This window comes from Brevibacillus sp. LEMMJ03, assembly GCF_007197875.1.
Lineage (GTDB): Bacteria > Bacillota > Bacilli > Brevibacillales > Brevibacillaceae > Brevibacillus > Brevibacillus thermoruber.
In genome coordinates this window covers 102,591-126,461 of record NZ_VKJN01000005.1, presented here as the reverse complement: position 1 = coordinate 126,461, position 23,871 = coordinate 102,591, and the positions used below count along the sequence as shown (strand labels likewise).

The 23,871-nt window shown below is 57.5% G+C and carries 21 protein-coding genes, 1 tRNA gene and 1 pseudogene; 10 read left to right on the top strand and 13 right to left on the bottom strand.

Annotated elements, in window-relative coordinates:
- Positions 1 to 28 precede the first annotated feature (28 nt).
- Positions 29 to 1,150: an MGDG synthase family glycosyltransferase gene (locus tag FOI68_RS08630; RefSeq protein ID WP_143862872.1), complete on the bottom strand. Its 1,122-nt coding sequence runs from the start codon at positions 1,148 to 1,150 to the stop codon at positions 29 to 31.
- 14 nt (positions 1,151 to 1,164) lie between these two features.
- Positions 1,165 to 2,052 carry a diacylglycerol/lipid kinase family protein gene (locus FOI68_RS08625; RefSeq protein ID WP_143862871.1) on the bottom strand — a complete coding sequence of 296 codons (888 nt, stop codon included), beginning with the start codon at positions 2,050 to 2,052 and terminating at the stop codon, positions 1,165 to 1,167.
- 288 nt (positions 2,053 to 2,340) lie between these two features.
- Here FOI68_RS08625 and FOI68_RS08620 point away from each other — a divergent pair, with 288 nt between their 5' ends.
- Positions 2,341 to 3,840 (top strand): recombinase family protein, encoded by a 1,500-nt coding sequence (locus FOI68_RS08620; protein ID WP_143862870.1) that lies wholly within the window; start codon positions 2,341 to 2,343, stop codon positions 3,838 to 3,840.
- Between the two features lie 8 nt (positions 3,841 to 3,848).
- On the opposite strand, the pseudogene FOI68_RS08615 reads toward FOI68_RS08620, so the two are convergent.
- The 3 genes and pseudogenes from FOI68_RS08615 to FOI68_RS08605 form a co-directional block, all read right to left on the bottom strand.
- Positions 3,849 to 4,202 (bottom strand): annotated as a pseudogene (locus tag FOI68_RS08615) (sigma-70 family RNA polymerase sigma factor); the annotation flags it as partial.
- A gap of 193 nt (positions 4,203 to 4,395) precedes the next feature.
- Complete coding sequence (locus FOI68_RS08610; RefSeq protein ID WP_029097384.1) at positions 4,396 to 4,578, bottom strand: hypothetical protein; 183 nt, start codon at positions 4,576 to 4,578, stop codon at positions 4,396 to 4,398.
- A 205-nt stretch (positions 4,579 to 4,783) separates the two neighbouring features.
- A complete protein-coding gene (locus FOI68_RS08605; RefSeq protein ID WP_143862869.1) occupies positions 4,784 to 5,365 on the bottom strand; it encodes an LOG family protein in 582 nt (193 codons plus the stop codon).
- Positions 5,366 to 5,586: 221 nt separating this feature from the next.
- Between FOI68_RS08605 and FOI68_RS08600 the strand changes: the two genes are divergently transcribed.
- A complete protein-coding gene (locus FOI68_RS08600; protein WP_052660155.1) occupies positions 5,587 to 6,219 on the top strand; it encodes an NUDIX domain-containing protein in 633 nt (210 codons plus the stop codon).
- Between the two features lie 95 nt (positions 6,220 to 6,314).
- On the opposite strand, the gene FOI68_RS08595 is transcribed toward FOI68_RS08600, so the two are convergent.
- Entirely contained in the window at positions 6,315 to 7,805 is a 1,491-nt protein-coding gene (locus FOI68_RS08595) for a potassium/proton antiporter (protein ID WP_143862868.1), read from the bottom strand.
- A 301-nt stretch (positions 7,806 to 8,106) separates the two neighbouring features.
- Between FOI68_RS08595 and FOI68_RS08590 the strand changes: the two genes are divergently transcribed.
- Positions 8,107 to 9,729 carry an alkaline phosphatase family protein gene (locus tag FOI68_RS08590; protein ID WP_185973906.1) on the top strand — a complete coding sequence of 541 codons (1,623 nt, stop codon included), beginning with the start codon at positions 8,107 to 8,109 and terminating at the stop codon, positions 9,727 to 9,729.
- 115 nt (positions 9,730 to 9,844) lie between these two features.
- Here the strand turns inward: FOI68_RS08590 and FOI68_RS08585 are convergent, their stop codons facing one another.
- The 5 genes from FOI68_RS08585 to FOI68_RS08565 form a co-directional block, all read right to left on the bottom strand.
- Positions 9,845 to 10,282, bottom strand: a complete 438-nt coding sequence (locus tag FOI68_RS08585) for a GreA/GreB family elongation factor (protein WP_029097380.1) — start codon at positions 10,280 to 10,282, stop codon at positions 9,845 to 9,847.
- A gap of 340 nt (positions 10,283 to 10,622) precedes the next feature.
- Positions 10,623 to 11,873: a stalk domain-containing protein gene (locus FOI68_RS08580; protein ID WP_029097379.1), complete on the bottom strand. Its 1,251-nt coding sequence runs from the start codon at positions 11,871 to 11,873 to the stop codon at positions 10,623 to 10,625.
- Between the two features lie 164 nt (positions 11,874 to 12,037).
- A complete protein-coding gene (locus FOI68_RS08575) occupies positions 12,038 to 12,841 on the bottom strand; it encodes a FixH family protein (RefSeq protein ID WP_143862866.1) in 804 nt (267 codons plus the stop codon).
- A 242-nt stretch (positions 12,842 to 13,083) separates the two neighbouring features.
- Positions 13,084 to 13,551 (bottom strand): thioredoxin family protein, encoded by a 468-nt coding sequence (locus FOI68_RS08570; RefSeq protein ID WP_035300155.1) that lies wholly within the window; start codon positions 13,549 to 13,551, stop codon positions 13,084 to 13,086.
- A gap of 3 nt (positions 13,552 to 13,554) precedes the next feature.
- Positions 13,555 to 13,983, bottom strand: coding sequence for a disulfide oxidoreductase (locus tag FOI68_RS08565; RefSeq protein WP_143862865.1), 429 nt, complete (start codon positions 13,981 to 13,983; stop codon positions 13,555 to 13,557).
- A 159-nt stretch (positions 13,984 to 14,142) separates the two neighbouring features.
- Between FOI68_RS08565 and FOI68_RS08560 the strand changes: the two genes are divergently transcribed.
- A complete protein-coding gene (locus FOI68_RS08560; protein WP_143862864.1) occupies positions 14,143 to 15,327 on the top strand; it encodes a NupC/NupG family nucleoside CNT transporter in 1,185 nt (394 codons plus the stop codon).
- A gap of 378 nt (positions 15,328 to 15,705) precedes the next feature.
- Here FOI68_RS08560 and FOI68_RS08555 read toward each other — a convergent pair whose 3' ends face one another.
- Positions 15,706 to 16,494 carry a metallophosphoesterase family protein gene (locus FOI68_RS08555; protein WP_029097374.1) on the bottom strand — a complete coding sequence of 263 codons (789 nt, stop codon included), beginning with the start codon at positions 16,492 to 16,494 and terminating at the stop codon, positions 15,706 to 15,708.
- Positions 16,495 to 16,580: 86 nt separating this feature from the next.
- On the opposite strand from FOI68_RS08555, the gene FOI68_RS08550 reads away from it, so the two are divergent.
- Positions 16,581 to 17,309, top strand: coding sequence for an NAD-dependent deacylase (locus tag FOI68_RS08550; RefSeq protein ID WP_143862863.1), 729 nt, complete (start codon positions 16,581 to 16,583; stop codon positions 17,307 to 17,309).
- A gap of 128 nt (positions 17,310 to 17,437) precedes the next feature.
- A tRNA-Thr gene (locus FOI68_RS08545) sits at positions 17,438 to 17,512 on the top strand.
- An 82-nt stretch (positions 17,513 to 17,594) separates the two neighbouring features.
- Here the strand turns inward: FOI68_RS08545 and FOI68_RS08540 are convergent.
- Positions 17,595 to 18,407 (bottom strand): alpha/beta fold hydrolase, encoded by an 813-nt coding sequence (locus FOI68_RS08540; RefSeq protein ID WP_029097372.1) that lies wholly within the window; start codon positions 18,405 to 18,407, stop codon positions 17,595 to 17,597.
- Positions 18,408 to 18,756: 349 nt separating this feature from the next.
- On the opposite strand from FOI68_RS08540, the gene FOI68_RS08535 reads away from it, so the two are divergent.
- From FOI68_RS08535 to FOI68_RS08520, 4 genes are all read left to right on the top strand, one after another.
- Positions 18,757 to 19,509 carry an arginase family protein gene (locus FOI68_RS08535; protein ID WP_338010423.1) on the top strand — a complete coding sequence of 251 codons (753 nt, stop codon included), beginning with the start codon at positions 18,757 to 18,759 and terminating at the stop codon, positions 19,507 to 19,509.
- Positions 19,510 to 19,788: 279 nt separating this feature from the next.
- Entirely contained in the window at positions 19,789 to 20,271 is a 483-nt protein-coding gene (locus tag FOI68_RS08530) for a hypothetical protein (protein WP_029097370.1), read from the top strand.
- Positions 20,272 to 20,577: 306 nt separating this feature from the next.
- Positions 20,578 to 22,515, top strand: coding sequence for an ABC-F family ATP-binding cassette domain-containing protein (locus tag FOI68_RS08525; RefSeq protein WP_143862862.1), 1,938 nt, complete (start codon positions 20,578 to 20,580; stop codon positions 22,513 to 22,515).
- A gap of 236 nt (positions 22,516 to 22,751) precedes the next feature.
- Positions 22,752 to 23,822, top strand: coding sequence for a branched-chain amino acid aminotransferase (locus FOI68_RS08520; protein WP_029097368.1), 1,071 nt, complete (start codon positions 22,752 to 22,754; stop codon positions 23,820 to 23,822).
- Positions 23,823 to 23,871: the final 49 nt, after the last annotated feature.

The following is a 23,871-nucleotide window of genomic DNA, read 5'->3' as shown; positions in this document are numbered from 1 at the left end:
GCTTATTCATGGGGGGAAACCTTTTTGTTCAGTCGAAATCCTTTGGAAGGAGCAATTGCATAATCGATGCCGCACTATCCAGCGGATCTATTTTTTGTGTATACCGTTTCATTCTTTCTTGAAACAGTTCCATCTCTCGCGGGCAAAAGAGCAGTGTATGGATCCAGTCGTCCACCTCGTTTTCGCTGTCGATCCGTACGGCCAACTGGTTTGATATTAAAAAATCGCAATTTTGTTCTTCATGTCCGGGAATCGGCTGAAACAACAGCATGGGAATGCCCTTGGACAAGGCCTCGAAACAGGTTAATCCACCCGGTTTGGTAATCAGTAAATCGGAAGCGTCCATCCATTGATCGATGGTATCGACAAATCCCAATACCCGTATATGGGGATGATGGAAGCTTGCGTGTTCGGATAAGGCCTGTTTCAGTGTTTCATTGTGTCCGGCGCAGATGATGAGCTGCAGCGATTCTTTCCACTTCGCCAGCGTGTGGGCAAGTCGCCCGATACCTCCCAACCCGTATCCTCCGCCCATCACCATCACGGTAGGCATGTCCTTCAATTGTAATTTCCGCCGCACTTCCTGTTTGTCATGTTTGGACCAAAAAGTCGCTTTTGTTGGGATGCCGGTGATGCGGATCCTGCTCTTGTTTACGCCCATATCGACTAATTCTTGTTGTACCGCATCACTTGAAACCAAGTAGAGATCCACCTCCGGCTGAACCCATACTCCATGAGCGTGAAAATCGGTAATGACCGTACACAATTTGAAAGGGTAGCCGATCCTTTTTAATCTCGACATCGACGAACTGGTAAAGGGGTGAGTGCAGACAACCAAGTGTGGCTTCTCTTGGTCAAGCAGATCTTTCACTTTACGGTGAAACATCTGGTAAATGACATATTGAAGCCGTTTGGAAACTGGCTGGCTTTGTTTCTTCTCATATAGTTTTCTCAACGCAGAAGGGTATGTAGTGATGAGCTGCACGTAAAGACGGAACATAAGAGTAGTGGAGATAGGGTGGCCTGCCTCGACAATTTGTGTACGTACAGCAGGGGCGAGCAGAGAAATGTTCTCTGCCAGTGCTTCGGCCGCTTTGGTATGACCGGTACCGAATGCTTCCGACAGGATGAGGATCTTTTTGTTGTACATGTACTCCCTCACGATTACACAATGTAAAGTCCCTCTTGTTTGATGGCCAGTTCCAGTGGGGGTTCACCGAGAATCTCACCGTCACCGTGAGCCGTCAACGGAGTCGACGACATAATCTTGATCCTTCGCCCGGTTAAGATCGTCACAGCATCGTCATAGATATGCGTGCCGAAGAAGACGCGGGGAAGCAAGGTTACCAGCTTCCAACGGGAAATCCCGTGAACGATGCATAAGTGAAGCAGACCATCATCATATTGGGCCTGCGGACATATGATCATGCCGCCTCCATAGAACTGGGTATTGGCGACTGCGACAAGCCACACATCTGTGAAGGTTTGCTCACGTTCATCAATGACCAGGCGTACTTCCGTGGGTTGGTAACGGAACAAAACCTTGAAAAAACTGAAGACATAACAGAAAGCTCCCAATCCTAAGCGATTCAGCCATTTTTTGTATTTTGCTTGGTTGGTCACTTTCGCCACTTGAGCGTCAAATCCGATCCCCGCGACATTGATAAAGACTTCATGGTTGATGTGGGCGATGTCAATTTTTCGTTTTTGTCCGGACAATGCTTTCTCCAGCGCTTGTTCGCTGTGCTTTGGAATTTGCAATCCTCTGGCAAAATCGTTTCCCGATCCCGCCGGGATAGAGCCAAGGGGAATTTCCGAACCTGCCAATCCGTTGGCTATCTCGTGCAGGGTACCGTCACCGCCAATTGCAATCACGACGTTCGCGTTCTTTTGTTTCGCCAGTTCCCTGGCGATGTTCGTAGCGTGTTTTGGCCCTTCCGTAAACACCACATAATAATCGATTTGTTTTTCCAAAAGCAACCGCTCTACATGTTTCCACACCTTATGACCCCTGCCGTTTCCAGCAACGCCGTTAACAATAAAACAAATCATTCCATCCCTCATATACGTTTTTTTCCATCATTTTTGCCGTTTCGCTCGTCCTTTAAACGATAGCAGGGAATCCATTCAAAGCTTTCGTATTCGGAAGGACTGACTGCTCACCTGATCCATGTTCCGATCCATCCGAGAATCCGCTACTTTTGACAAGCCGTAGACGCATACCTTCTGACAGGGAGGGATGCGCGGTGCATGTACAGCTCATACCTGGAGATTCTGCTGACAGTATCCGTTCCGCCTGTTATCAGTACTTGTTAGGAAAATACAGGAGGGAGAAGCTGAATGGTCGGGATATACGCCAGGGTGAGTACGGAAGAACAAGCGAAAAGCGGATTCAGCCTCAACGACCAAATCAGGGAGTGCCGGAAGAAGGCGGGGACCCGTGAGGTGGTCGAATACGTCGATGACGTATCCGGTGAGTTTCTGGATCGGCCTGCCCTCACCAAGCTGCGGCAAGACGTAAAAGAGGGCCTCATTACAAAAGTCATCTGTCTGGACCCGGATCGTCTTTCACGCAAGCTGATGAACCAGCTGATCATCACGGACGAGTTTGACAAACGCGGGGTTGAACTGGTGTTCGTGAATGGGGAGTACGCCAAAACACCGGAAGGGCAGCTGTTTTACAGCATGCGCGGGGCCATCGCGGAGTTCGAAAAAGCCAAGATCAATGAGCGGATGAGCCGGGGGCGGAGGGAAAAGGCACGACAAGGACGAGTGCTGCGGGATTTTAAAATATACGGGTATGGCTATGACCCCACCACCGAGCAAATGGTGGTGAAAGAGGACGAGGCCGTGGTGATCCGGCTCATCTTCGATCTTTTCACACAGCCCAATGACCTGGTGCAGGGCATCAATGGAATTGCCAAGTATTTGACGGACAAGAGGGTGCCAACGAAACGCGGAGCGGATGTGTGGCACCGGCAAGTCGTTCGTCAGATCCTGATGAATGAAGCGTACATTGGGAAGTTTTATCAGAATCGCTGGAATACAGAGGGGATGCTTGGAAACAGGTTTCGTTCGCCCGAGGAGAGGGTCCGCATGAGACAGCGGCCAAAAGAAGAGTGGATTTTACTTCCGTGCCCCGCGATCGTCGATGAATCCACATTTGTGCATGCGCAAAAATTGTTGAAGGAATCCCGGAGAAGATGGGCCGGCAGACGCCTTCATCCCTATTTGTTAAGCGGGTTGGTTCGCTGCGGGGACTGCGGAAACACGATGACCGGTCGAAAGACAAAGCATTGGGGGAGGGATGTCTACGAGTACACAGACATCAAAAACACGGCAGGAGCCAAACACCACGGATGCGGGCGGCGAGTGAAGTGCGAGGACCTGGACAGGGAAATTTGGGAGACGGTCCGATCCTGGCTGGATCATCCGGAGGAAATGGCTGCAGCCGTTGAGGAGCGCGACGAAACCTCTTTCGAGCAAGCTGAAATCAACCGGCTGACAAAAGAGTTGGAAAAAACCAGAGTCGGCCGCAAGCGATTGCTGAAGCTGTTTGCTTCAGGCGAAGAGGCCCTGGGGGAAGAGGAGATTCGCCAGGAACTGCGTGAATTGAAGGACAAAGAGTACCGATTGGTGCAGCAGCTCGCGGAATGGCAGGATCGGGTCAAACGCATGGAAGAAAGCGGGGACAACCGGAATGTCCTGCGGGAAGCGGCCCACTACTACTTGTCCAAGGCGCCTGATGAGCTTACGTTCGAGGATAAACGGGAACTGATTCGCCATGTCGTTCGCGAGGTCAAGGTCTTTCAGGATCACATCGACGTCTACACGTTCTGATGCATCCCGATTGACAGTAGAAGTTCGTTTTCAATGCAGCGGGCGGCATACGTCGCCAGTTTGGTCCCTTTCTCCACCTGGTAGCTCTCGATGGCTTTGATCAGCCCGATCGTGCCGATGGAAATCAGGTCTTCGCTGTCTTCGCCGGTGTTTTCAAACTTTTTGACAATGTGGGCCACGAGCCGCAGGTTGTGCTCGATCAGCTTGTTGCGTGCGTACGGGTCCCCTTCTGCCATCAGCCTCAGGTATTTTTCCTCTTCCGTATCGGGCAGCGGCTGGGGAAACGCGTTGTTCTTGACGTAGGCCACAAACAGCATGAGTTCCTTGAACAACAGGGAAAGCGCCGCAAAGATGCTGGACACGCCTGCCACCTCCACGTCTGGAATGCTTACACCTATCCATATGTGGGCGACTGCCCATGCGTGCCTGTACGGGAAAAAGGACGGCGCAGATGGAACCGTTGGAAAACCTTGAACAATTGGGGATGTGACCGCAAGCGGTCAAGACAAAACGGCGCCCCGGGACACGACGCCGGGGCTGGATTTGTGTACGCGATCACTCGGCGTCGGTAATTCGCAGATAGGAAATGTTTCGCACGTTGATCACGATGTCATCGTATTGAAGCCATCCATCGCTCAGGTTGGCAACCATCTGGACGATCTCTTCCGGTTCGGTCGTCCGGATGGACACCGAATCCCCTCCGGAAAAATGAAACGTGATGTTCTTTACTGCCGTCATCGGTACCATTCTCCTTTTCACAGCTTGCCACAGAGGCAGGGTGTTCCTCGATGGAGAGGGGCTTCGGTTCAGGAGCCGTGAGTCCCCTTCCCTACACCCCATGTATCGGCAAAATCAGTGTTTTCTGAAAGAGCATGTTGGAGAGGATTCGGCTTTCTGCGTTCCCGTCGCGTTCGGCAGGATGGTGGAGACGGTTGGCCGGTTGCTATCCGTCCTTTTGCCCCCACTTGTTCGCCAACTCCGGCCGTTGATAGTCGGTCAGTTTGTCCAGCAGGCGGGCGGGGTCGCTGTCGCTGACGAGCAGGTCGGCGTGGGAGGCGGGCATGAACCCGGCGCTCACGGCTTTCTCAATCATCTGCAGGAGCGGTGTGTAATACCCGTTGACGTTGAGAATGCCCACCGGTTTTTGGTGGATGCCCAACTGGCACCAACTGACGGCTTCAAACAGTTCTTCCCACGTGCCGTAGCCGCCGGGGAGAGCGATAAAGGCGTCCGACAGCTCCGCCATTTTCGCTTTCCGCTCGTGCATGTCGGCTACTTCGTAGAATTGGCTCAATCCCGTGTGTGCCATTTCGCCTCGAAATAATCCGCGCGGCATCACCCCGATCGCTTTGCCTCCCGATTCCAGCACGGCGTTGGCGGTGCAGCCCATCAGCCCCATGTTGGAGCCGCCGTAGACCAACCCCAGTCCCCTGCGGGCAATCTCATGGCCCAATTTTCGGGCCGCCTCGGCGTACACCGCATCGACGCCCGGATTGGAGCCGGCGTAGACACATACATTGTTCATGGTTTCTCCCTCCTGACGCTGTGGTTGACTTTCTATTATATACTGGTGATTATGGAAAAAGAAAGGGAGAGTGCCAGGACCATTGATTGAGGTTCAGCAGCGGGGTTCCCGGTTTTACGGCAGGCGCGGCTGGACGGGGTACGGACCGAGGCACTCCACGAAGGAGACGTTACAAAAGGAACGGATGGCTTGTTTCGAAAATCAAAAAGGGAGAGGTTCGTATGGGCGATATATTCCGTTACGTACCCAACCATGCGGAGATTGGAGTTGGGCTTGCGCTAAAGGATGAACAGGGCGACTATGTATTCGTGTTGGCTGGAACGCGACACAAGTTCACTTCCAATGAACTCTTTTACGCTGGCATTGGGGGACATCTGGAACAAGGGGAAGATTTGCCATCTTGCGGAAAAAGAGAAGCGATGGAAGAAATCGGAGCGGAGGTGCACATACAATGTTCACCTGCAAATCCAGTGTACATATCCAGGGACAAGGAAATTCGGACCATTACCATGGCAGACGAATGCAAACCACTGGCCATTTATGAAATGATTCATCCGAGCGGCAGTTCCCGGGAAGGGGAAATCTATTACATTGTCATCTATCTGGCAAAATTGATATCTTCACCCGGAGACCTGAAAACAGATGAAGTTTCCGGGGTGATTACCATGAAGAAAGAGCAGGTAAAGAAAGGAATTTTCAGAAGAGCAACCCTGCAAACGCTGATGGACGAAGGGGCTCGCCTGATTGCACGCAGTCCTCACATTCAGCCTGATGTCATTGTATATCCGATCGGGACTGCTGAGGCATTGTCTTACTACCTGAACCACATCGAAAAGCATCACCCTTACTCGTAGCAGAAGCCGGTGCTGCCAGCGGATTGAAGGGGCGCTTTTGACGTGGTCGAGGCAAGACAGCGGTGGCGGTGCCGCTGAAAACCAAAGCAGTCCCCTTACGCCGAGGGGGGACTGCTTTTTCGCGGGACGGACGGCTGCTTCCGGCTTTTCAGCAAGGCCGCCTTTACCTGTTCCCGCTTCGGTTTTTCGCACAAGACGTACAGGACGTCTCCCGCCTGCAGCCTCGTCGAGCCGTGCGGCGTGATCAGCCTGTCATCGCGGATGACCGCGGTGATCAGCGTGTTGTCGGGGAGCGACAGCGACTGGATCTCCCGTCCCGCCGCCGCCGTATCCGCCTTGAGTTCGATTTCCATCATCTCCGAATTGGTTTTGCCGATGGAAACCAGTTCCAGGCTGTGGGGAACCACCGTCTTTTGACCGGTGGAAAGCCCCCAGCGGTTGGCCAGCGGGGAAATGGTGCCGCCTTGAATCAAGGCGGACGTCAGGACGACGAAAAACACCACGTTGAAAAAGAGCTGCCCCTTGTCCAGTCCGGCCAGCAGCGGGTAGGTGGCCAGGACGATGGGAACGGCCCCCCGCAGTCCGGCCCAGGCAATGAACATCTTTTCCCGGAAGCTGAAGCGGGTGAACCAGGTGCTGACAAAGACGCCGACCGGCCGGGCGACGAACATGAGCAGCGCGGACAGCACCAGCCCCTGCCACGTCACGTCCAGCAGTTGATCGGGGAAGACCAGGAGCCCCAGCAGGATGAACATCAGGATCTGCATCATCCAGGCAAAGCCTTCGTTGAAGCGGAAGATGGAGTGGCGGTAGGTCAGGTCGGAGTTGCCGACCACCAGCGCCATCACGTACACCGCCAAAAGGCCGCTTCCGTGCAGGAGCGCTGTGCTGCCGTAGGTGAAGATGGCCAGCGCGAGGGAGAGCACCGGGTACAGGCCGGAGGAGTCCAGATTGATCTGGTTGATGACCCAGACGGACGCTTTCCCCAGCAGCATCCCCATCACCAGGCCGAAGCCCATCTCCCACAGCAGGGACAAGACCAGTGAGAAGAAGCTGGCGTCATCGGGCATCGCAATGAGCTGGATCAGCGAGACGGTCAGAAACATGGCCATCGGGTCATTGGTCCCCGACTCCGCCTCCAGGAGGGAAGAGATCCGCTCTTTGATGTTTTTGCTGCCGAGCACGGCGAAAACGGCTGCCGCGTCGGTGGAGCCGACGATCGCTCCGAACAGCATGCCCTCCAGCCAGGAAACCTGCAGGATGAGCGCGGCGAACGCGCCGATCACCAGTGTGGCGAGAAAGACGCCGATCGTAGCCAGCGAGAGGGAGGGGACGATGACGGGCCGCACTTTGCTCCATTTTGTCTGCATGCCGCCCTCGAACAAAATGACAATCAGGGCCAGGATACCGAACAATTGGGTGAGGGCGGCGTTGTCAAAATAAATGAACCGGTTGAGGAACATGCCGACGGCGATAAAGAACACCAGGGCGGGCAGGCCGATCCGGGAGGAAAACTTGGTGGTAAGGACACCGACGACCAACAGGATGGCGATCAACAGGCTAAAGTGGTCGGTGGAAATGGACATGCAATCACCTACTTTCACATGAATCGGCAGGACCGATGCCAGCCATTCGTTTTATCTCCGTGCTGCCGAACGTTTCACAGGGCAATATGTAATTATATCGCAATTTTTTGTCAATTGAAAATGTCGGTGTGTCCGCAATGTGCGCTTGAGATGGCCGCCGGGGGATTGGCCGGCGTGCACGGCGTGGGACGATGTTTCATGCGCGGCCGGATGGCGGGCCTCGAGAGGATAAACCTTTGGGTGTGCGGGAAATGTAACCATATCGACAAGACTACTTCTCGTACGGTACGGAGGATCGATTGTGTTGCGAAAAACATGTGCCGCGCTGATTGTCTCTGCCCTGCTGTCTCTCGCCATCGTCTCCTGCGGCGGTCCGAATGCGGATGAGACGCCCCAGTCCGGGACAGCCCGTCTCCAAACGACTGCCGACAGGCCAAAGGTCATCGTCCTGCTGGTCGATTCCCTGCTGTCCCCGTCGATCGACCGGCTGCTCGCCGCCAACAAGCTGCCGGCGCTCCGGTTTCTCATCGAGAACGGCGTGTACAAGCGGGATGTAATCAGTTCCTTTCCCACCATGTCGGTCACCATCGACAGCTCGCTGTTGACCGGAACCTATGCCGACGGGCACGGAATTCCCGGGCTGCTCTGGTATCACGCCGCGGAGAAGCGGATCGTCAACTACGGCGACGGCTCGCGTGCCGTTTGGCAGAACGGCCCCCGGCAGCTTTTGACGGACAGCTTGTACAACCTGAATCAGCAGCATCTCTCCAAGCGGGTCGAGACGCTGCATGAAGCGCTGGATCAGGCGGGATTCACCTCCGCCTCCATCAACGGTCTGATCTACCGGGGCAGCGTCCCGCACGAACTGGTCCTGCCGGCCAATCTGGCCAAGCTCGTCCTGAAGACGCAGAAGGTTTCCGTCATGGGGCCGCATCTGCTCGGCTTCGGGACGCTGTCCAGCGTGACGAATCAGCCGCTGCCGGAGGGACCGCTGCAGTCGTTCGGCTTCAACGACGCCTACACCGCTCAGAGCCTCGTCAGCCTGGCGGGAGGGGGACGGCTTCCGGATGTGACGGTTGCCTATTTTCCCGACATGGACGGACGGCTGCACAAAAACGGCCCCGGCGATACGTCCGGCGTGGAAAACATGGACCGGCAGCTTCAGATCATCCTCAACGCGTTCGGCGATTGGCGGCGGGCGCTGGAACACCATGTGTTTGTCGTCATGGGCGACAGCGGAGTGGCAGCGACGGCGGCGGACAGGACGGCTGCGGTCATCGAGCTGGACAAGATGATGGCCGCTGTCGGGTACCGCGTCCTGCCGATGGGAAGGCAGGCGGGCGCCGACGACGATGTCGCGATCGCTGTCAACGGCCGGATGTGTTACGTGTACGCCTTGTCGCCGCGGGCGCCGCTGTCCGGACTGGCCGGAGCGCTGGGCAACGAGCCGCGGATCGATCTGATCGCCTGGAAAGAAGGGGAGTGGGTGCAGGTCCAGAGAGGAGGCAGCGGCAGCCGTCTTCGCTTCCGACTCGGCGGGACGTACCGGGACCCGTACGGGCGCACATGGGACGTGGAGGGGGACTGGGCGGTGATGGGCCTGGCCCGCGATGCCGTCACCGGGCGCATCCTTTCACGGGAATACCCCGATGGACTGACCCGGCTGCATGGCGCGCTGCATTCGCATCCCGGCGATTACCTGGTGGTGACGGCCGTTCCCGGTGTCGAATTTCACGCCAACGGGTCGCCCAACCATCCGGGCGGGGGCAACCACGGGGGACTGCACCGCGAGGATTCCCTGTTCCCCTTCATCGCGGCGGGGAAAGGGAGACTGCCCGCGCCGCCCGCCCGCATCGTGGACGTGAAAGCATACCTTCTGTCGCTCGTGCAGGCGGGCCGCGTGCGGATCGGAGCAGGCAGATGACGCGGGCGATGAGCACGGGGGGATGAGGAGCGGCCATCCTTTGCCGATGGCCGCCGTTCGGGAGGTGTATGTGCACAGCAATCCGCGGCAGACGGGATTGCCGTTGTTTTCCACGTTACCAGTCGACGAAGCGGATGGCGCGGACGATCACCTCTGCCGTGCCCATGGGCATTTCCAGGCGCAGCGTGTCGTCTACGGCATGCATCAACAACTGTCGACCGAGGGGCGAAAGGAACGAGATGCGTCCCGCATCCGGATCGGTCTGTTCCGGGAAGCAGATCGTCAACTGCTCCTCGTACCCATCCTCAACATAGTGCAGCGTTACTTGCGATCCGATCACCACCCTGGGCAGATCGGAAGTCGTGTTCCCGGCTGTCTCATGAAGCAGGGATTCCACTGTGGATACGTACTGATCCAGCCACTGACTGGCTTTTTGGCGCTCGGCCTGTTTTCCGGCAAAATGCAAATCCAGGAACGGAATGCGCTGTTCGTCAAAATAGACAAGCTGCTCCACCAGTCGGCGGTGCAGGGGCGTAAGGGTACTACGGTTCACCGTAATCATCTCCTATTCGTATTGGTATGGACCACCGGTCAGCAAAGGTGGTGAGTCGCCAGGGCGTTCGCCTCATTTTCATATACAATCTCCTCCGAATAAAAGAATGTGGCCCCCTGCTCCAACCGCATGGGACCTTGCTTCCATTTTACCTGAATCCTGGAAAATTACAACATGGTTTCCAGCGGGAGTGCAGCGTCCGCCTGTTTGCTGCAAGCGGCCGCAGACGAAAAACAGCCCTTCGGTGCGTTGTTCCTGCACCATAGGGCTGTTTTTGGGGAAGGCATAAACACCGGTCAGGAAGTTTTCGGCATGGTCCGCTGCGGAAACACGTAAATGGCTACTGCGTGACGGGCTGCCCCTGCTTCCATTCGATCGTCCGTTCGATCTGTGCCCGCTCCGGCTCGGTGAGAAGGCCCAGCCGCCAGAGGGCAATGCCTTTCAGGCCGTAGCGTTTGGCCAGCCCGATCTTGCCGTTGACCGTCTGCTCGTTTTCGCTGGCGAGCGAGATACCGAGCAGCAGTTTTTCCTTGGGCACCTGGGCCATCGCCAGCTTGACCGCCTCGTCCACCTTGGCGATCGGCTCGGGCTGCTTTTCGTCCCCATAAGCGTACGCCATCAGGATCAGCTCGTTGGCCAACTGCCCCAACGCGGCGAAATCGTACCCTTTATACGCCCCGTTCGGCGGATGCAGTACCAGCGAGAGCGACAGGCCCGACTCGTGCAGATGGTGGGCGAGCAGCCGGACAAAATCGGTGTACTGCTGCCGGGCGGCTGCGATGTCGCCATCCAGGCCAAGGCCTTCAAAATCAAGCGCGACGCCGGCAAATCCCCGCTCGTTGGCGAGCGAGACGATTTGCTGTACCGCCTGCTGCCGCAGAGCCGGATCGGACAGCAGCCGGGTCAGTTCGCCCGTTCCGTCTGTGGCGAAGACCATCAGATAGGGGGCGGTGCCCTGCTGTTTGGCGTCCTCCACGATCACCTCCGGGGTGATGGCGCCCGCCGGTTTGGGCCAGTAAAAGTCATTCCCCGTCAGCGTCAACTGCCCGCTTCCGTCGATCCGCGCCCATCCGAAGGCGACGGCGTCAAACGACGGAATGAGCTGCCGCTGGGAAAACGACGAGATGGCGTAAAAGGCCAGGCTGTACATCCGTTCGCGCGGAGACGTGACGGAGACGGTGCGCGTCGTCCCGTCCCAGCTCACCGCGGCGCCAAACTGCGTGCTGAAAAACGACAGCGGGATCAGCGTGTGGCCGTCTTGTTCAAACGGCGCGACCGGCAGCCGGACAGGGGCGCCGTTGACGGTCACGGTCGGATTGTGGAGCTGCATCCGCACGGTTGTGCCGCCTTTGGCCGCCGTGATCGTCCGTGTCGTCCCGTCCCACTGCACGCTGATGCCGAGCGATTCGGCAATCGCCCGAAACGGCACCATCGTGTACCCGTTCACGATCCGCGGTTCCGCAGGGAATGCCAGCGGGTACCCGTCCAGCACCACGGACGTTTTGGGGGCAGCCGCAGCCGGATGGACAAGCCCTGCCGTCAGGCACAGACTGAGGACGAGCAGCAGTCCGAATGTTCTGTTCACTTTCATCAGGATCCTCTCCCCTGTTCGTTTTCTCTTTCACCCATGGCGCGCCATGCGATCGACCAGGACATTCACCGCCTGCAGCCGCCGCAGACGATCGCGGCGCGGATTTCTTCGTTTGGCTTCAACGTACAGGAAAACCCTTGCACATGCAAGGGTTTTCGCCGCGATTATCGGACGTGGAGGGTATACTCCTTGTGGTCGTGGATCGTTTCGTCTTTTTCCACGTGGACGTTGACGGTGTAGTCACCGGAAGCGGGCAGGGTGACGGATGCGCCGTATACGCCCGGCTGCGTTTCCGCCGCGTCGACAAACTGGTGGCGTTCTTCGCCGGCGCGCCAGTATTCAAAACGCACCGCGGCCTTGGCAAGCGGCTGGTTGTCTTTCGTCAGGCGGACGGTCAGAGCGGCCGCTTCGTTGGCTGTGAGCGTGTCGGCCGGCTGGAAGTGATAGTCGACGCCGCTGGTGTGCCGGTGATTCGCGCCGTGTTCGCCGCCGTGCTCGTGATCGGCGGCCTGCCCGCTGTCGTGACCGTCGGGGGCACCTGCGGCATGTTCGGCCGGTTGGGACGCGGGTTCGCCGCCACCGGCTTCCCTGACCGTAAACGGATGCTTCTGCATGTTGTGGAAGTCGCGCGCGGTCACGTGGTACATCACGTAATAGGAGCCGGGTTCGGCAAATGTTTTTTGCGCCGTGTAGACGCCGTCTTTCTCCAGCGCCGCGGGAATCATTTCGTGCTGTTCCTGCCCGTCTTTCCACAGTTCAAACTCCACGCTTCTGGCGTCGTTGACGGGAGCGCCGTCCTGTGTCACCGTGACGGCAAAGGTGATCGCTTCTCCGGCGACCGGTTCCTTCGGCGCGAGGGCCAGCGCCACTTCCACCGGACTGGCGGACGGCGCGGCTTCTTCCTGGCTGCCGCAGCCGGCGGCCATCAGGGCCAGCGCCACGGCCAATGCTGCTATGTATTGCTTCATGCTGAATGTCCCCTCTTTCTTTCCTGTTCCCGACGCGCAGGCAGTCGCCGTCGGGATGATCGCCTCTCCCCAAAGGCGGGCTCGATTGCGGACGTCCCGCCTCCTTCACCATTATAGGCAAAAGCAGGGAAAAGCCTTATGGCTCGAACGGGCTATTTCCGGACGGATGGACGGAGTGTTCACACAACCGCCACCTTTATGGCCAACGGCACAGGAAAACCTCCCGCAGGGGGAGGCTCATGTCATTTCGTTTGCTCCTGGAACCAGGCTTTCAACTGCTCGGCGGTTTGTTCGCCGACGAGGCGGGAGACTTCCTTGCCGTCCTTGTAGTGGACCAGGGTCGGGGTAAACTCGATGCCGTACGCGTCCCAACTGGCGCTGAACTCCAGCAGGTTGTGCTTTTTCACGTCCACCTTCAGCTCTTTCGCCACCGGCACCAGGATGGGAGTGGTAGCCCGGCAGTGCTCGCAGGTGGGGCTGTAAAAGTAGACGAACAGTTCCTCTTTCCCGTCCAGCTTTGCTTTCAGTTGATCAGGGAGAATCTGGTTGTCGTAGAGCGGATCATTCAGTTGTTCGATCGTGGCCGGATGCAGGTTGGCCTTGCCGAAGGGATTGCCTTCCGCCGCTTTTTGGTTCGCGATGTCGGAGTAGACGATCGCGGCGATCAACAGGGCGGCCACAATGACCGAAAGGACGATGACCTTTTTCATGACTTAGCTCTCCTTTTCGTATCTGCGGATGAAGACTTGCAGCACAGCAATCATGATGAAGGCGACCAGGGCGAGAAAAGGTATGGTGATGAAGCCCAGCCAGTTGATATAATCCGTGTTGCAGGGAATGATGCCGCAAGCGGTACCCAGATCGTTCAGCGCGGGTACTTTCTGAATCAGGTAGTGGTACAGGGAGATGCATCCGCCGATGACAGACAGAATCAAGGCGTATGACGACATGTGGTAATCTTTTTTGGCGGCGGCGACTCCCAACAGAATGACCAGCGGGTACATGAAAATCCGCTGGAACCAGCACAGTTCGCAGGGAATGTATTTCATCACCTCCGAAAAAAACAGGCTTCCAGCCGTGGCGATGAGCGATACCACCCATGAACCGAACAGTGCGTATTCCTTGATTTGTTCTCGTCGCATATCAACACCTCGTCCTCATCTTACCACACATTACGAATGGGAAGTAACTTATTCAAAGTAATATTTGTGAAAGTCATTGGATTCCGTCGAGTAATGGTTTGGAAAGACAATGACGCATACTACGGAAAACCGGACGAATTGATAAGGTTGGAGGTTTACATGTCGATTGCTTTTTTTGTCAGTGGTCTCGTTCTCGTCTTTCTCTTGGGCACGCTCGCCAGCTACAACCGCAGGGGCATCCGGCTTAGGCCGATCGCCATCATGCTGGCGGTGCAGCTTGTGCTGGCGTTTGTGCTGTTGAATACAGAGGTGGGAGTGGCGCTGATCGGCACCGTGTCCCGCGCGTTTGGCAAGCTGATGGAGCTGGGGGTCACCGGGGTCGATTTCGTCTTTGGCGGACTGGAAAACCAGGGGGTTTCCAACTTCTTTCTCGATGTGCTTCTGCCGATCATCTTTATTTCCGTGCTGATCGGCATGCTCAACTACTTCCGCCTGCTGCCCGTCATCATCCGCGGCGTCGGACTGGCCCTGAGCGCGGTAAACGGGATGGGCAAGCTGGAAAACTACATCGCCGTTTCGTCGGCCATCCTCGGTCAATCGGAAGTGTTTCTGACGACGAAAAAACAGTTGGGCGCGGTCTCCAAACAGCGGCTGTACACGCTCTGCACCTCGGCCATGAGCGCCGTCAGCATCGCCATCGTCGGCGCGTACATGACCATGTTGGAGCCCAGGTACGTGGTGACGGCGATCGTGCTGAACATGTTTTCCGCCCTGATCGTCGCCAATCTGATCAATCCCTATACGGTCAGCAGGGAAGAGGACCTGCTGGAGGTGGAGGAGATTGGCCGGAAGCTGACCTTTTTCCAGATGATCAGCGAGAGCATTCTGGACGGACTGAAGGTGGCGATCCTCGTCGCCGCGATGCTGATCGGGTTTATCTCGCTGATGAATCTGATCGACTATCTGTTTTCGTACGTGTTCGGGCTGTCGTTTCAGTCCGTGCTCGGCTACCTGTTCGCCCCCGTCGCCTTTTTGATGGGCATTCCCTGGGCGGAGGCAGTGCAGGCCGGCGGGATCATGGCGACAAAGCTCGTGACCAACGAATTCGTGGCGATGCTGTCGTTCAAGGAACAGGCGGCGCAGTTCTCTCCCAAAACCGCGGGCATCGTCTCCGTCTTTCTCGTCAGCTTCGCCAATTTTGGATCGATCGGCATCATCACCGGCGCAGTCAAGGCGCTGCATGAAAAGCGGGGCGACGAGGTGGCCTCGTTTGGCTTGAAGCTGCTGTACGGCTCCACGCTGGCGTCCATCCTGTCGGCGACGGTGGTCGGTCTGTTTTTGTAGAAAAAAAGCGCCTGTCTACAGTTGCCGGAGGCGGGCGCGGATGGCTCCTCACAGTTGTTTCCCTGTGTGGTGGACGAGCCGGATGAGGATGAGGGTGAGCAAGGGTTGTAAAGCGTGGCGATTACGGTTTGTCAGGCTGATGTGATCCGTTCACACCACCTTCGCTCCCTGTTGAAAAGTAAGCCCGGCCGATCATGCGCAGCATGGCGGACGAGGCTCTATGCTTGTCGCAGAAAGTCCGCTGCCGCGGGCGAATCGTCATTTCAAAACTGCAGCATACCATAGACACGCACGGAAAGCCGCCGACTTCGTTTCGGCGGCTTTCTCTCTGCAGGAAGCAGGGACCGCTCTGTCCGTGCCACCGCCGCCGATCCTGCGCTACCGAAGATGAATGCGCGGCGTGGGATATATCTCTCGCACCGGTACGTACACGTAGCGAAGCGACGGCCACTCCACCAGCAAAAGACCGCCCTGCCAGGAGGCCGCGCCGCCGTCGATGCCGATCAGGCTGCCGCGCTGCCATACCCCGCTCCCGGTATAGCCGGGGAGGATGGAGACAGGCGTGTGGCCGAACACGACCACCGTCTCTCCCCTGTAGGACTCGTAAAACGGCTGGCGGATCCAGAGGAGGTCTTCGGGCCGCTGCTGGGCGAGCGGAACGCCGGGACGGATGCCGGCGTGGACGAAGAGGGCGGCCGGGGTCCCGGATGCCGGATCGGCAGGCATTTCCGCGTACAGCGGCAGGGAGGCGAGCGACGGCAGCAGGTAGGGATAGCGGGAGAGAATGTAGCTGCGTGCCGTTTCCTGAACGGCCGGAGCAGGAAGGCCGCCCATGAAGGCGCGCCGCAGGGGCTGGTGGCCGAGATAGGAGCGGACGGTGGCGTCACCGCCGTTGAACCGCAGGTAGAGGTTGGCGTCTCCCTTCCCCTCCAGCCAATCCTGCAGCATCTGCTCGTGGTTGCCCTTCAAGAGAACGATCCGGTCCGGATAGGTTTGTCTCAGTTTCAGCAGGTACCGGAGCGCTTCCCTCGACTGCGGTCCGCGGTCCACCACGTCCCCCAGGACGTACAGGCGGTCGCCGCGCTGCGGAGAAAAGGCGGCGCGATTCAACGCTGCCCGCAGCACCCGATAGTGACCGTGAATATCCGACACCAAATAAATGGCCATGCCGACGCCCCCTCGTATACAAACGCAACTCTCTTCCTATACAATATGTGTAGGGAACGTTTGCGTGAAAACGGGAGGGATCGCGGATGAACAAGCTGGTGGAATGGCTGCGGGAGGCCAGACATGCCGTCGTGTTTACGGGAGCGGGCATGTCGACGGAAAGCGGGCTGCCCGACTTTCGTTCGGCGCTGACGGGAATCTGGCGGGGAAAGGACCCGACCCAACTGGCCAGCACCCACGCGCTGCGGCACAATCGGGAGGGGTTTGCCGCCTTTTACCGGATGCGCATCGAAGGGCTCCTGGCCTGCCGTCCGCACGCGGGGCACGCCATTCTGGCCGAATGGGAACGGCGCGGGCGGATTCGCGGAATCATCACCCAAAACGTGGACGGCTTCCATCAGCAGGCGGGCAGCCGGAACGTGGCCGAACTGCACGGCACCCTGGGCACGCTGCGCTGTCTGGCGTGCGAGCGGACGTACCTGGCGGCGCGTTACCTGCAGCCGGACGGGACGGTTTGCGATTGCGGCGGTTTTCTTCGCCCGGCGGTCGTGCTGTTCGGAGAGGCGCTGCCGGAAGCGGCGCTGGCGAAGGCTTCGGAGTGGACGGAACAGGCCGACCTGTTTCTCGTGCTGGGATCGTCGCTCGTGGTCAGCCCCGCCAACTGGTTTCCGCAGCAGGCAAAAGCGGCCGGGGCCAGGCTGGTGATCGTCAACAGAGAGCCGACACCTTTGGACGATCTGGCCGACCTGGTGATCGACGACGCATCGATCGGCACCGTGCTGAAAATGGTGGAAGAGGAGCTGTCGGGACACTGACAGAAAAAAATGGAGGATTTTTTTCATTTTCCTCTTGATTTTTTGTAGAATGTTTACTAGAATAAAACCTGTGAGCGCGATCGACAAATAAACCGGTCGGTCGAGCGTGAATCACAAAAGAAAACAATGCTGGTGTAGCACAGTGGTAGTGCAGCTGATTCGTAATCAGCAGGTCGGGGGTTCGAGTCCCTTCACCAGCACCATACACAGGCAGGGGAGGATTCCCCTGCTTTTTTCCTGTCTGCCGAAAGGTCAACCGTCCCGAGAGAACGTCCCGCTCCCCGCTTATTCCTCGATAAATCGCGCCAATTCCTTGTTGAACTTGTCACGCTCTTCCCAAACCAATCCGTGGCCGCTGTTTTCAAACGGCACAAGCCTGGCGTGTCGGATCCCCTCTTTTTGGGCGACAGCCAATGGAAACGGGCAGACCTTGTCATGAATCCCGTGAAGAATCAACGTGGGAACGCGTATCTTGCCGAGATCGGCAAACAGGCTTTCGTCCCTGAGGGAGGCGGCAACCGCCGCGGTGGACCAACCTGCTGCCTGCAGCCCCAACTGGAAGAACCAATCCGAAAAGGGCCCCGTCACATGCTGGAAGAAAAACATGTCGCCAAATCCCCGAAGCATGTTCGGCCGGTCACGATACGTGTCCTGTATGAGTTTCGTCACATCTTCCCTGGGTAATCCATAGGGAAAATCGGGCCGTCTCGTGAAGCTGGGAGCAGCGGCGGCAAATAAAGCCAGTTTGGCTGCCCCGTATCCGTTGTGGCGAGCCATGTAGCGAATGGCGATCGCTCCCCCCACGGAGTGACCCCCGAGGGTAAACTGCTGCAATTGCAGTGCGTCCACCACGCCTCGGACGTCGTCTGCCAGCCGATCGTAGCTGTAGCCTCTCCACGGCTTGTCGGAAAGGCCGAATCCCCTGAGGTCCATCCCGATGCAGCGATACCCGCTTTGGGGAAGGTGATCAAACTGATATTCAAACAGCTTATGGTTTGCGGGCCAACCGTGTATGAACAAGATGGCCTTCCTGCCCGCCGGGTTGACATCTTCCACATAGATCTTCACGTCCGGCTCTACTCTCACGTAGTATCCCACGCCGAATCCTCCCTGTCGAAAAAGTCTTTTTCGAAAACAAGGTACGCACCCGGTCCGGCATGGGTGAATGACCCATTCGCATGCAGATGAAAAAAAAAAGAGAAGATTCTTTCCTGTCTTTCCATCAACCACCTAAGGACATCTGTATCAATCGTGCATATAATGAACGTATTCACGTACTACTCCTCCGATCACTTTCATGGTGGTCGGAGCTTTTTTTTACGTGCACCCCCCGCTTTTACCTTCCCGGCGTCCGTGTTGTATAATAAAACCATCAACAAAGTTCATATCCGACACCTCATGAAAGGAACACCTGAGCACGATCTCGTTTTCGCAAGGAAAGGATTTGATGATCATGGGACTCCTTCATCATGACGTGACGTTGCTGAACTTTGACAACGCATATCCCTGGCAGCACAAGCTGTCCGACGCTGCCGACGAATGGATCGACCTTGCGGACATTGCGGAAGCCAACCTGTTTTGCGCAGAGAGGGCGCTGACAGAAATCGGCCGCAGGCTGTCCGCCCGGACCGGTCGCGGCATCACGTTTATCGGAAACGGAAATTATCACTATGTCACCTATCTTCTGCTCAGCGAAATCAACCGGCCGTTCAGCCTCGTCCTGTTCGACAACCACACCGATGCGAAGCTGTCGGACGGCATGTCCGGGCTGTTGTCGTGCGGATCGTGGGTGGCCGAGGCGGCAGCCCGCCTTCCGCATCTGCAGCACGTGCTGATCGTCGGCGTTTCTGCGGAGCGAAATCTCTGCCTGCCGGATGCGCAGGGGAAAATCGTCCTGCGGCCAAACGCAGGCGAACCGCAGGAACTGCTTTCCCTGATCCCGACCGAAGACGTGTACATCAGTATCGACAAGGACGTGCTGAATCGCGCCTTCGCCGTAACCAACTGGGATCATGGAAACATGCATCTGCGGGAACTGCTCGCGGCACTGCAGGCGCTCGTCCGCACGAAAAACGTCCTCGGCATCGACGTCTGCGGCGAACTGCCGGTGCCGCCAGCCGACGTCTGGCGTCACGCCGATCAGCTCCGGCTCAACGAACAGGCCAACCTGGCCATCCTGCAATCAGTAATGTGCGCGTAGTCCGTTAGGCCGAGAAACGGCGGGCGGGGGACAGCCGGAGTTCCGCTCCGCACCCCCGGACGATTCCGCGCAGCCGCTTTTCCTCCACACCATTCCGCATGTGTCTGCGTCCCGATTTCCATAGGGCTTTTGTCTTGTCGGGCCCTGCGCAGACACGCGTTCAACCGCCTGGAATCCTACTCGCTTTTCAATCCGCGCCGCTCTTTCAGGACTGCAGGTACTCCTCGCCATCCAGGAAATGGTTTATGATGGTTACAAACGAAAACAGAGGAGGAGAATATGTCTGCAGCGTTTCATGAACGGAAGGCGTTACAGATGACCCTGCAGTCATTGCTGGAACTGCGGGTATCCTTGAGACGCGAGTACGTTGATCGTGACAAAGAATTGGGGCACGAGATCAAGCAGCTTTTGCACCGAATCCGTGAGCTGGACGAGCAGTATGGCGTTCCTGTCGATACCGCAGGGCGGGAAGAGGACCCTGTGAGCTGGCAGGCGCTTCCAAAAGATGTGTTGGACAAGCAGGTGGGGAAGCCCAGAAAGGCGTATCAGCACCACGATTATCCGGGCATCGCCAGGGAGGTTGAAGCGATTCTGGAGGAAGCGGCGGCGCCGCTGACGCTGGCAGAGCTGTACGACGAACTGCAACAGAAGAAGGGCGTCGATTGGCCAAGTCCATACATAATTATTCAAAAGGCATTGAAGCATACTGATCGCGTTCGGGTTTCGAAGGAAGGCAGAAAACTGCTGTTTTCCCTGCAGTAATCCCCGGAACGCTCAGGGACGGCGGTCTGTTCCGCGTCGAATGGCCTTCGCTTGGCGCAACCGTCTGCGCGGGATCGGCCGCCCCCTTTGACGAAAGAAGCCGTGTTTTGCTACGATGAAACGGCGAGGATTTCCCCTTTCGTGACATGTTGTAGAGCCAATGAGCTGTCAGCAATCGATCGCAGGTACGGATCCTGTCACAAGCCCCATCGGGAAAAAACGGGTGCCAGGGGAGAAGTCCCCTGGTTTTTTGCTATCTTCATGAAAACGGGTTGAACCATATTTCCACAAGTTTGGGTGACGACAATGCACATCTTATCGGTCGAACATCTCTCCAAGAGCTACGGGGAGAAAGTCCTGTTTGACGACATCTCCTTTCATATCGCCGAACAGCAGCGGATCGGGCTGATCGGCGTCAACGGTACGGGCAAATCCACGCTGTTGAAAATCCTGGCCGGACAGGAGACGGCAGACAGCGGCAGCATCGTTCACGCCAACCGCTTTCGCGTGGAGTATTTGCCGCAGCATCCGGTTTTCGCGGAAAACTCCACCGTTCTGGAACAGGTGTTTTACGGCGACTCGCCGCTCATCCAACTGCTGCGCGAGTACGAGCAGGCCGTGGCTGACCTGCAGACCGACCCGCATGACGAGAGGAAACAGGCGCGGATGTTTTCGCTGCAGAGCAGGATGGACGCGGCCGATGCCTGGGAGGCCAATACCCAGGCCAAAACGATTTTGACGCAGTTGGGGATCCACGATTTTTCCCAACAGGTGCACGAGCTGTCCGGCGGGCAGCGCAAACGGGTGGCGCTGGCCCGCGCCCTGATTCAACCGGCAGACCTGCTCATCCTGGATGAGCCGACCAACCACCTGGACAACGAAACGGTGGAGTGGCTGGAAGAGTACCTCTCCCGCTACAAAGGGGCGCTCTTGTTCGTCACGCACGACCGCTATTTTCTCGACCGCGTCACCACCCGCATTTTCGAGCTGGACCGCGGCAAGCTGTACAGCTATGAGGGCAGCTACGCCGTCTTTTTGGAAAAGAAGGCGGAACGGGAAGAGCGCGAAGCGGCTGCGGAAAGCAAACGGCAGAACCTGCTGAGGCGGGAGCTGGCCTGGCTGCGCCGGGGCGCAAAAGCGCGGACGACCAAACAGAAGGCCCGCGTCCAACGGGTGGAGGAACTGCGCGACCGAAAAGTGGACGGACCGGCGGAAACGATCGAGATGTCGCTGCGGGCCAGCCGATTGGGCAAAACCGTCATGGAGATCCAGCACATCAGCAAAGGGTACGGGGATCGCAAGCTGATTGACGATTTCAGCTACATCGTCCTGCCCGGGGATCGCGTCGGCATCATCGGCCCCAACGGCAGCGGCAAATCGACCCTGTTGAACATGCTCGCGGGCCAAATCCAGCCGGACACGGGAACCATCGAGGTGGGGCAGACGGTCAAACTTGCCTACTACACGCAGGAGAGCGTGGAGATGGACGAAAGCCTGCGGGTGATCGAATACGTCAAGGAAGCGGCCGAAGTGATTCACACCAGCGACGGCCAGACGATCACCGCGTCCCAGATGCTGGAGCGTTTTTTGTTTCCGCCTCACCTGCAGTGGACGCCCATCTCCCGGCTGTCGGGCGGGGAAAAACGGCGTCTCTACCTGCTGCGCACGCTGATGGGCGAACCCAACGTCCTTTTCCTGGACGAGCCGACGAACGATCTGGACATTCAGACGCTGAGCATCCTGGAAGACTATTTGGAACACTTCCCCGGCACGGTGATTACGGTGTCCCACGACCGCTACTTCCTGGATCGGACCGTTGACCACCTGTTTGCCTTTGAAGGGGACGGGAAGATTCGCCACTTCATGGGCAATTACTCGGAGTACCTGGACACAAGACGCCAGGAACAGGAAGCGGAAGCCCTGTCCAAACGGCACGCGGACAAGGCGCAGTCCGTACCGGCGTCCGACTCCCGAGACCGAAGCGGAGCGGCTAGGGGAACCAACCGTCCTCGCAGGCTTTCCTACAAGGAGCAGAAAGAGTGGGAGGAGATCGAGTCCCGGATCGCGGCGCTGGAGGAGCGGAGCGCGGCGTTGAAACAAGCGATTGCCGAAGCGGGCAGCGATTACGCCAAGGTGGAAAAGCTGTTTGCGGAAGAACAGCAGGTGTCAGCGGAGCTGGAGGCAGCGATTGATCGCTGGGCGGAGCTGTCCGCGCTGATCGAGGAGATTGAGCGCAGCAAGTAGTCTGCCGCTCAGGCGCAGGTTTCGTTCTTTTTGCAGGAGACCTCCCGGCTTCTTTGGCTCAAGGGAGGTCTCCTTTTTTGCGGAACGACAGTACGGCTGCGATTCGCGTATCGAACGCAGTCGCATCTGCATGACCGCCATATTAATGTTCTGAATAGTTTTTCATTTTTAGGGCGGTTGTGCTATAGTTACGAGTAATAACGATTCGTATCGAAGAAAAGGGAGATGCATGGAAGATGTCGTACCCGATCACCGTCACGCAAACCGACCGCAAAAAAGAGAAGCCCGACAGCGGCAGTCTGGGGTTTGGCCGGTATTTTACCGACCATATGTTTGTCATGGACTACTCTGCGGAAAAAGGATGGCACGATCCGAGAATCGTTCCGTACGCGCCGCTCGCGCTCGACCCGGCGGCCATGGTGCTTCACTACGGGCAGGCCGTATTCGAAGGCTTGAAAGCGTATCGAACCAGGGACAATCGAATCCTGCTGTTCCGGCCCGAAAAAAACGCGCAGCGGTTGAACCTGTCCGGTGCCAGACTCAGCATGCCGCCCATTGACGAAGAGGTGTTCCTGGAGGCTTTGCGAACCCTGATCAGCCTGGAAAAAGACTGGGTGCCGCAGGAACGGGGAACGTCGCTCTACATACGTCCGCTCATGTTCGCCACAGAGCCCTGTTTGGGGGTCCGGGCATCCGAGTCGTACAAACTGGTGATCGTCCTTTCACCCGTCGGCGCCTACTATGCAGGGGGGATGAAGCCGGTCAAGATCCATGTGGAGAGCCGCTACGTCCGCGCCGTCAGGGGAGGGACCGGCTTTGCCAAGGTATCCGGCAATTACGCGGCCAGCCTGAAGGCACAGGAAGAAGCGAATGCAAAAGGCTATGAACAGGTGCTGTGGCTGGATGCCATCGAGAACAAATACATTGAGGAAGTAGGCAGCATGAACGTGTTTTTCAAAATCAAAGGGGAAGTGTGGACGCCTGCCCTGAACGGGAGCATCCTGGGTGGAATTACGAGGGACTCCGTCATCCACCTTCTGCGCGATTGGGGCATTCCCGTTCGCGAAGAGAAGCTGTCGATGGAGGAGCTGTACGACGCGTACACCAAGGGCGAACTGGAGGAAGCGTTCGGCACGGGGACGGCGGCGGTCGTTTCCCCGATCGGAGAGCTGCGCTGGAATGATCACAGTCTGGTCATCAATCAGGAACGGATCGGAGAACTGACCGCGAAGCTCTATGACACCTTGACCGGCATCCAGTACGGAGAGATTGCCGACCCGTACGGCTGGACGGTGGAGGTCGAATGAGTACGGGAACCCGCTCGTGAACGGAAACCTGCGGGGACGGCGGAAGCCC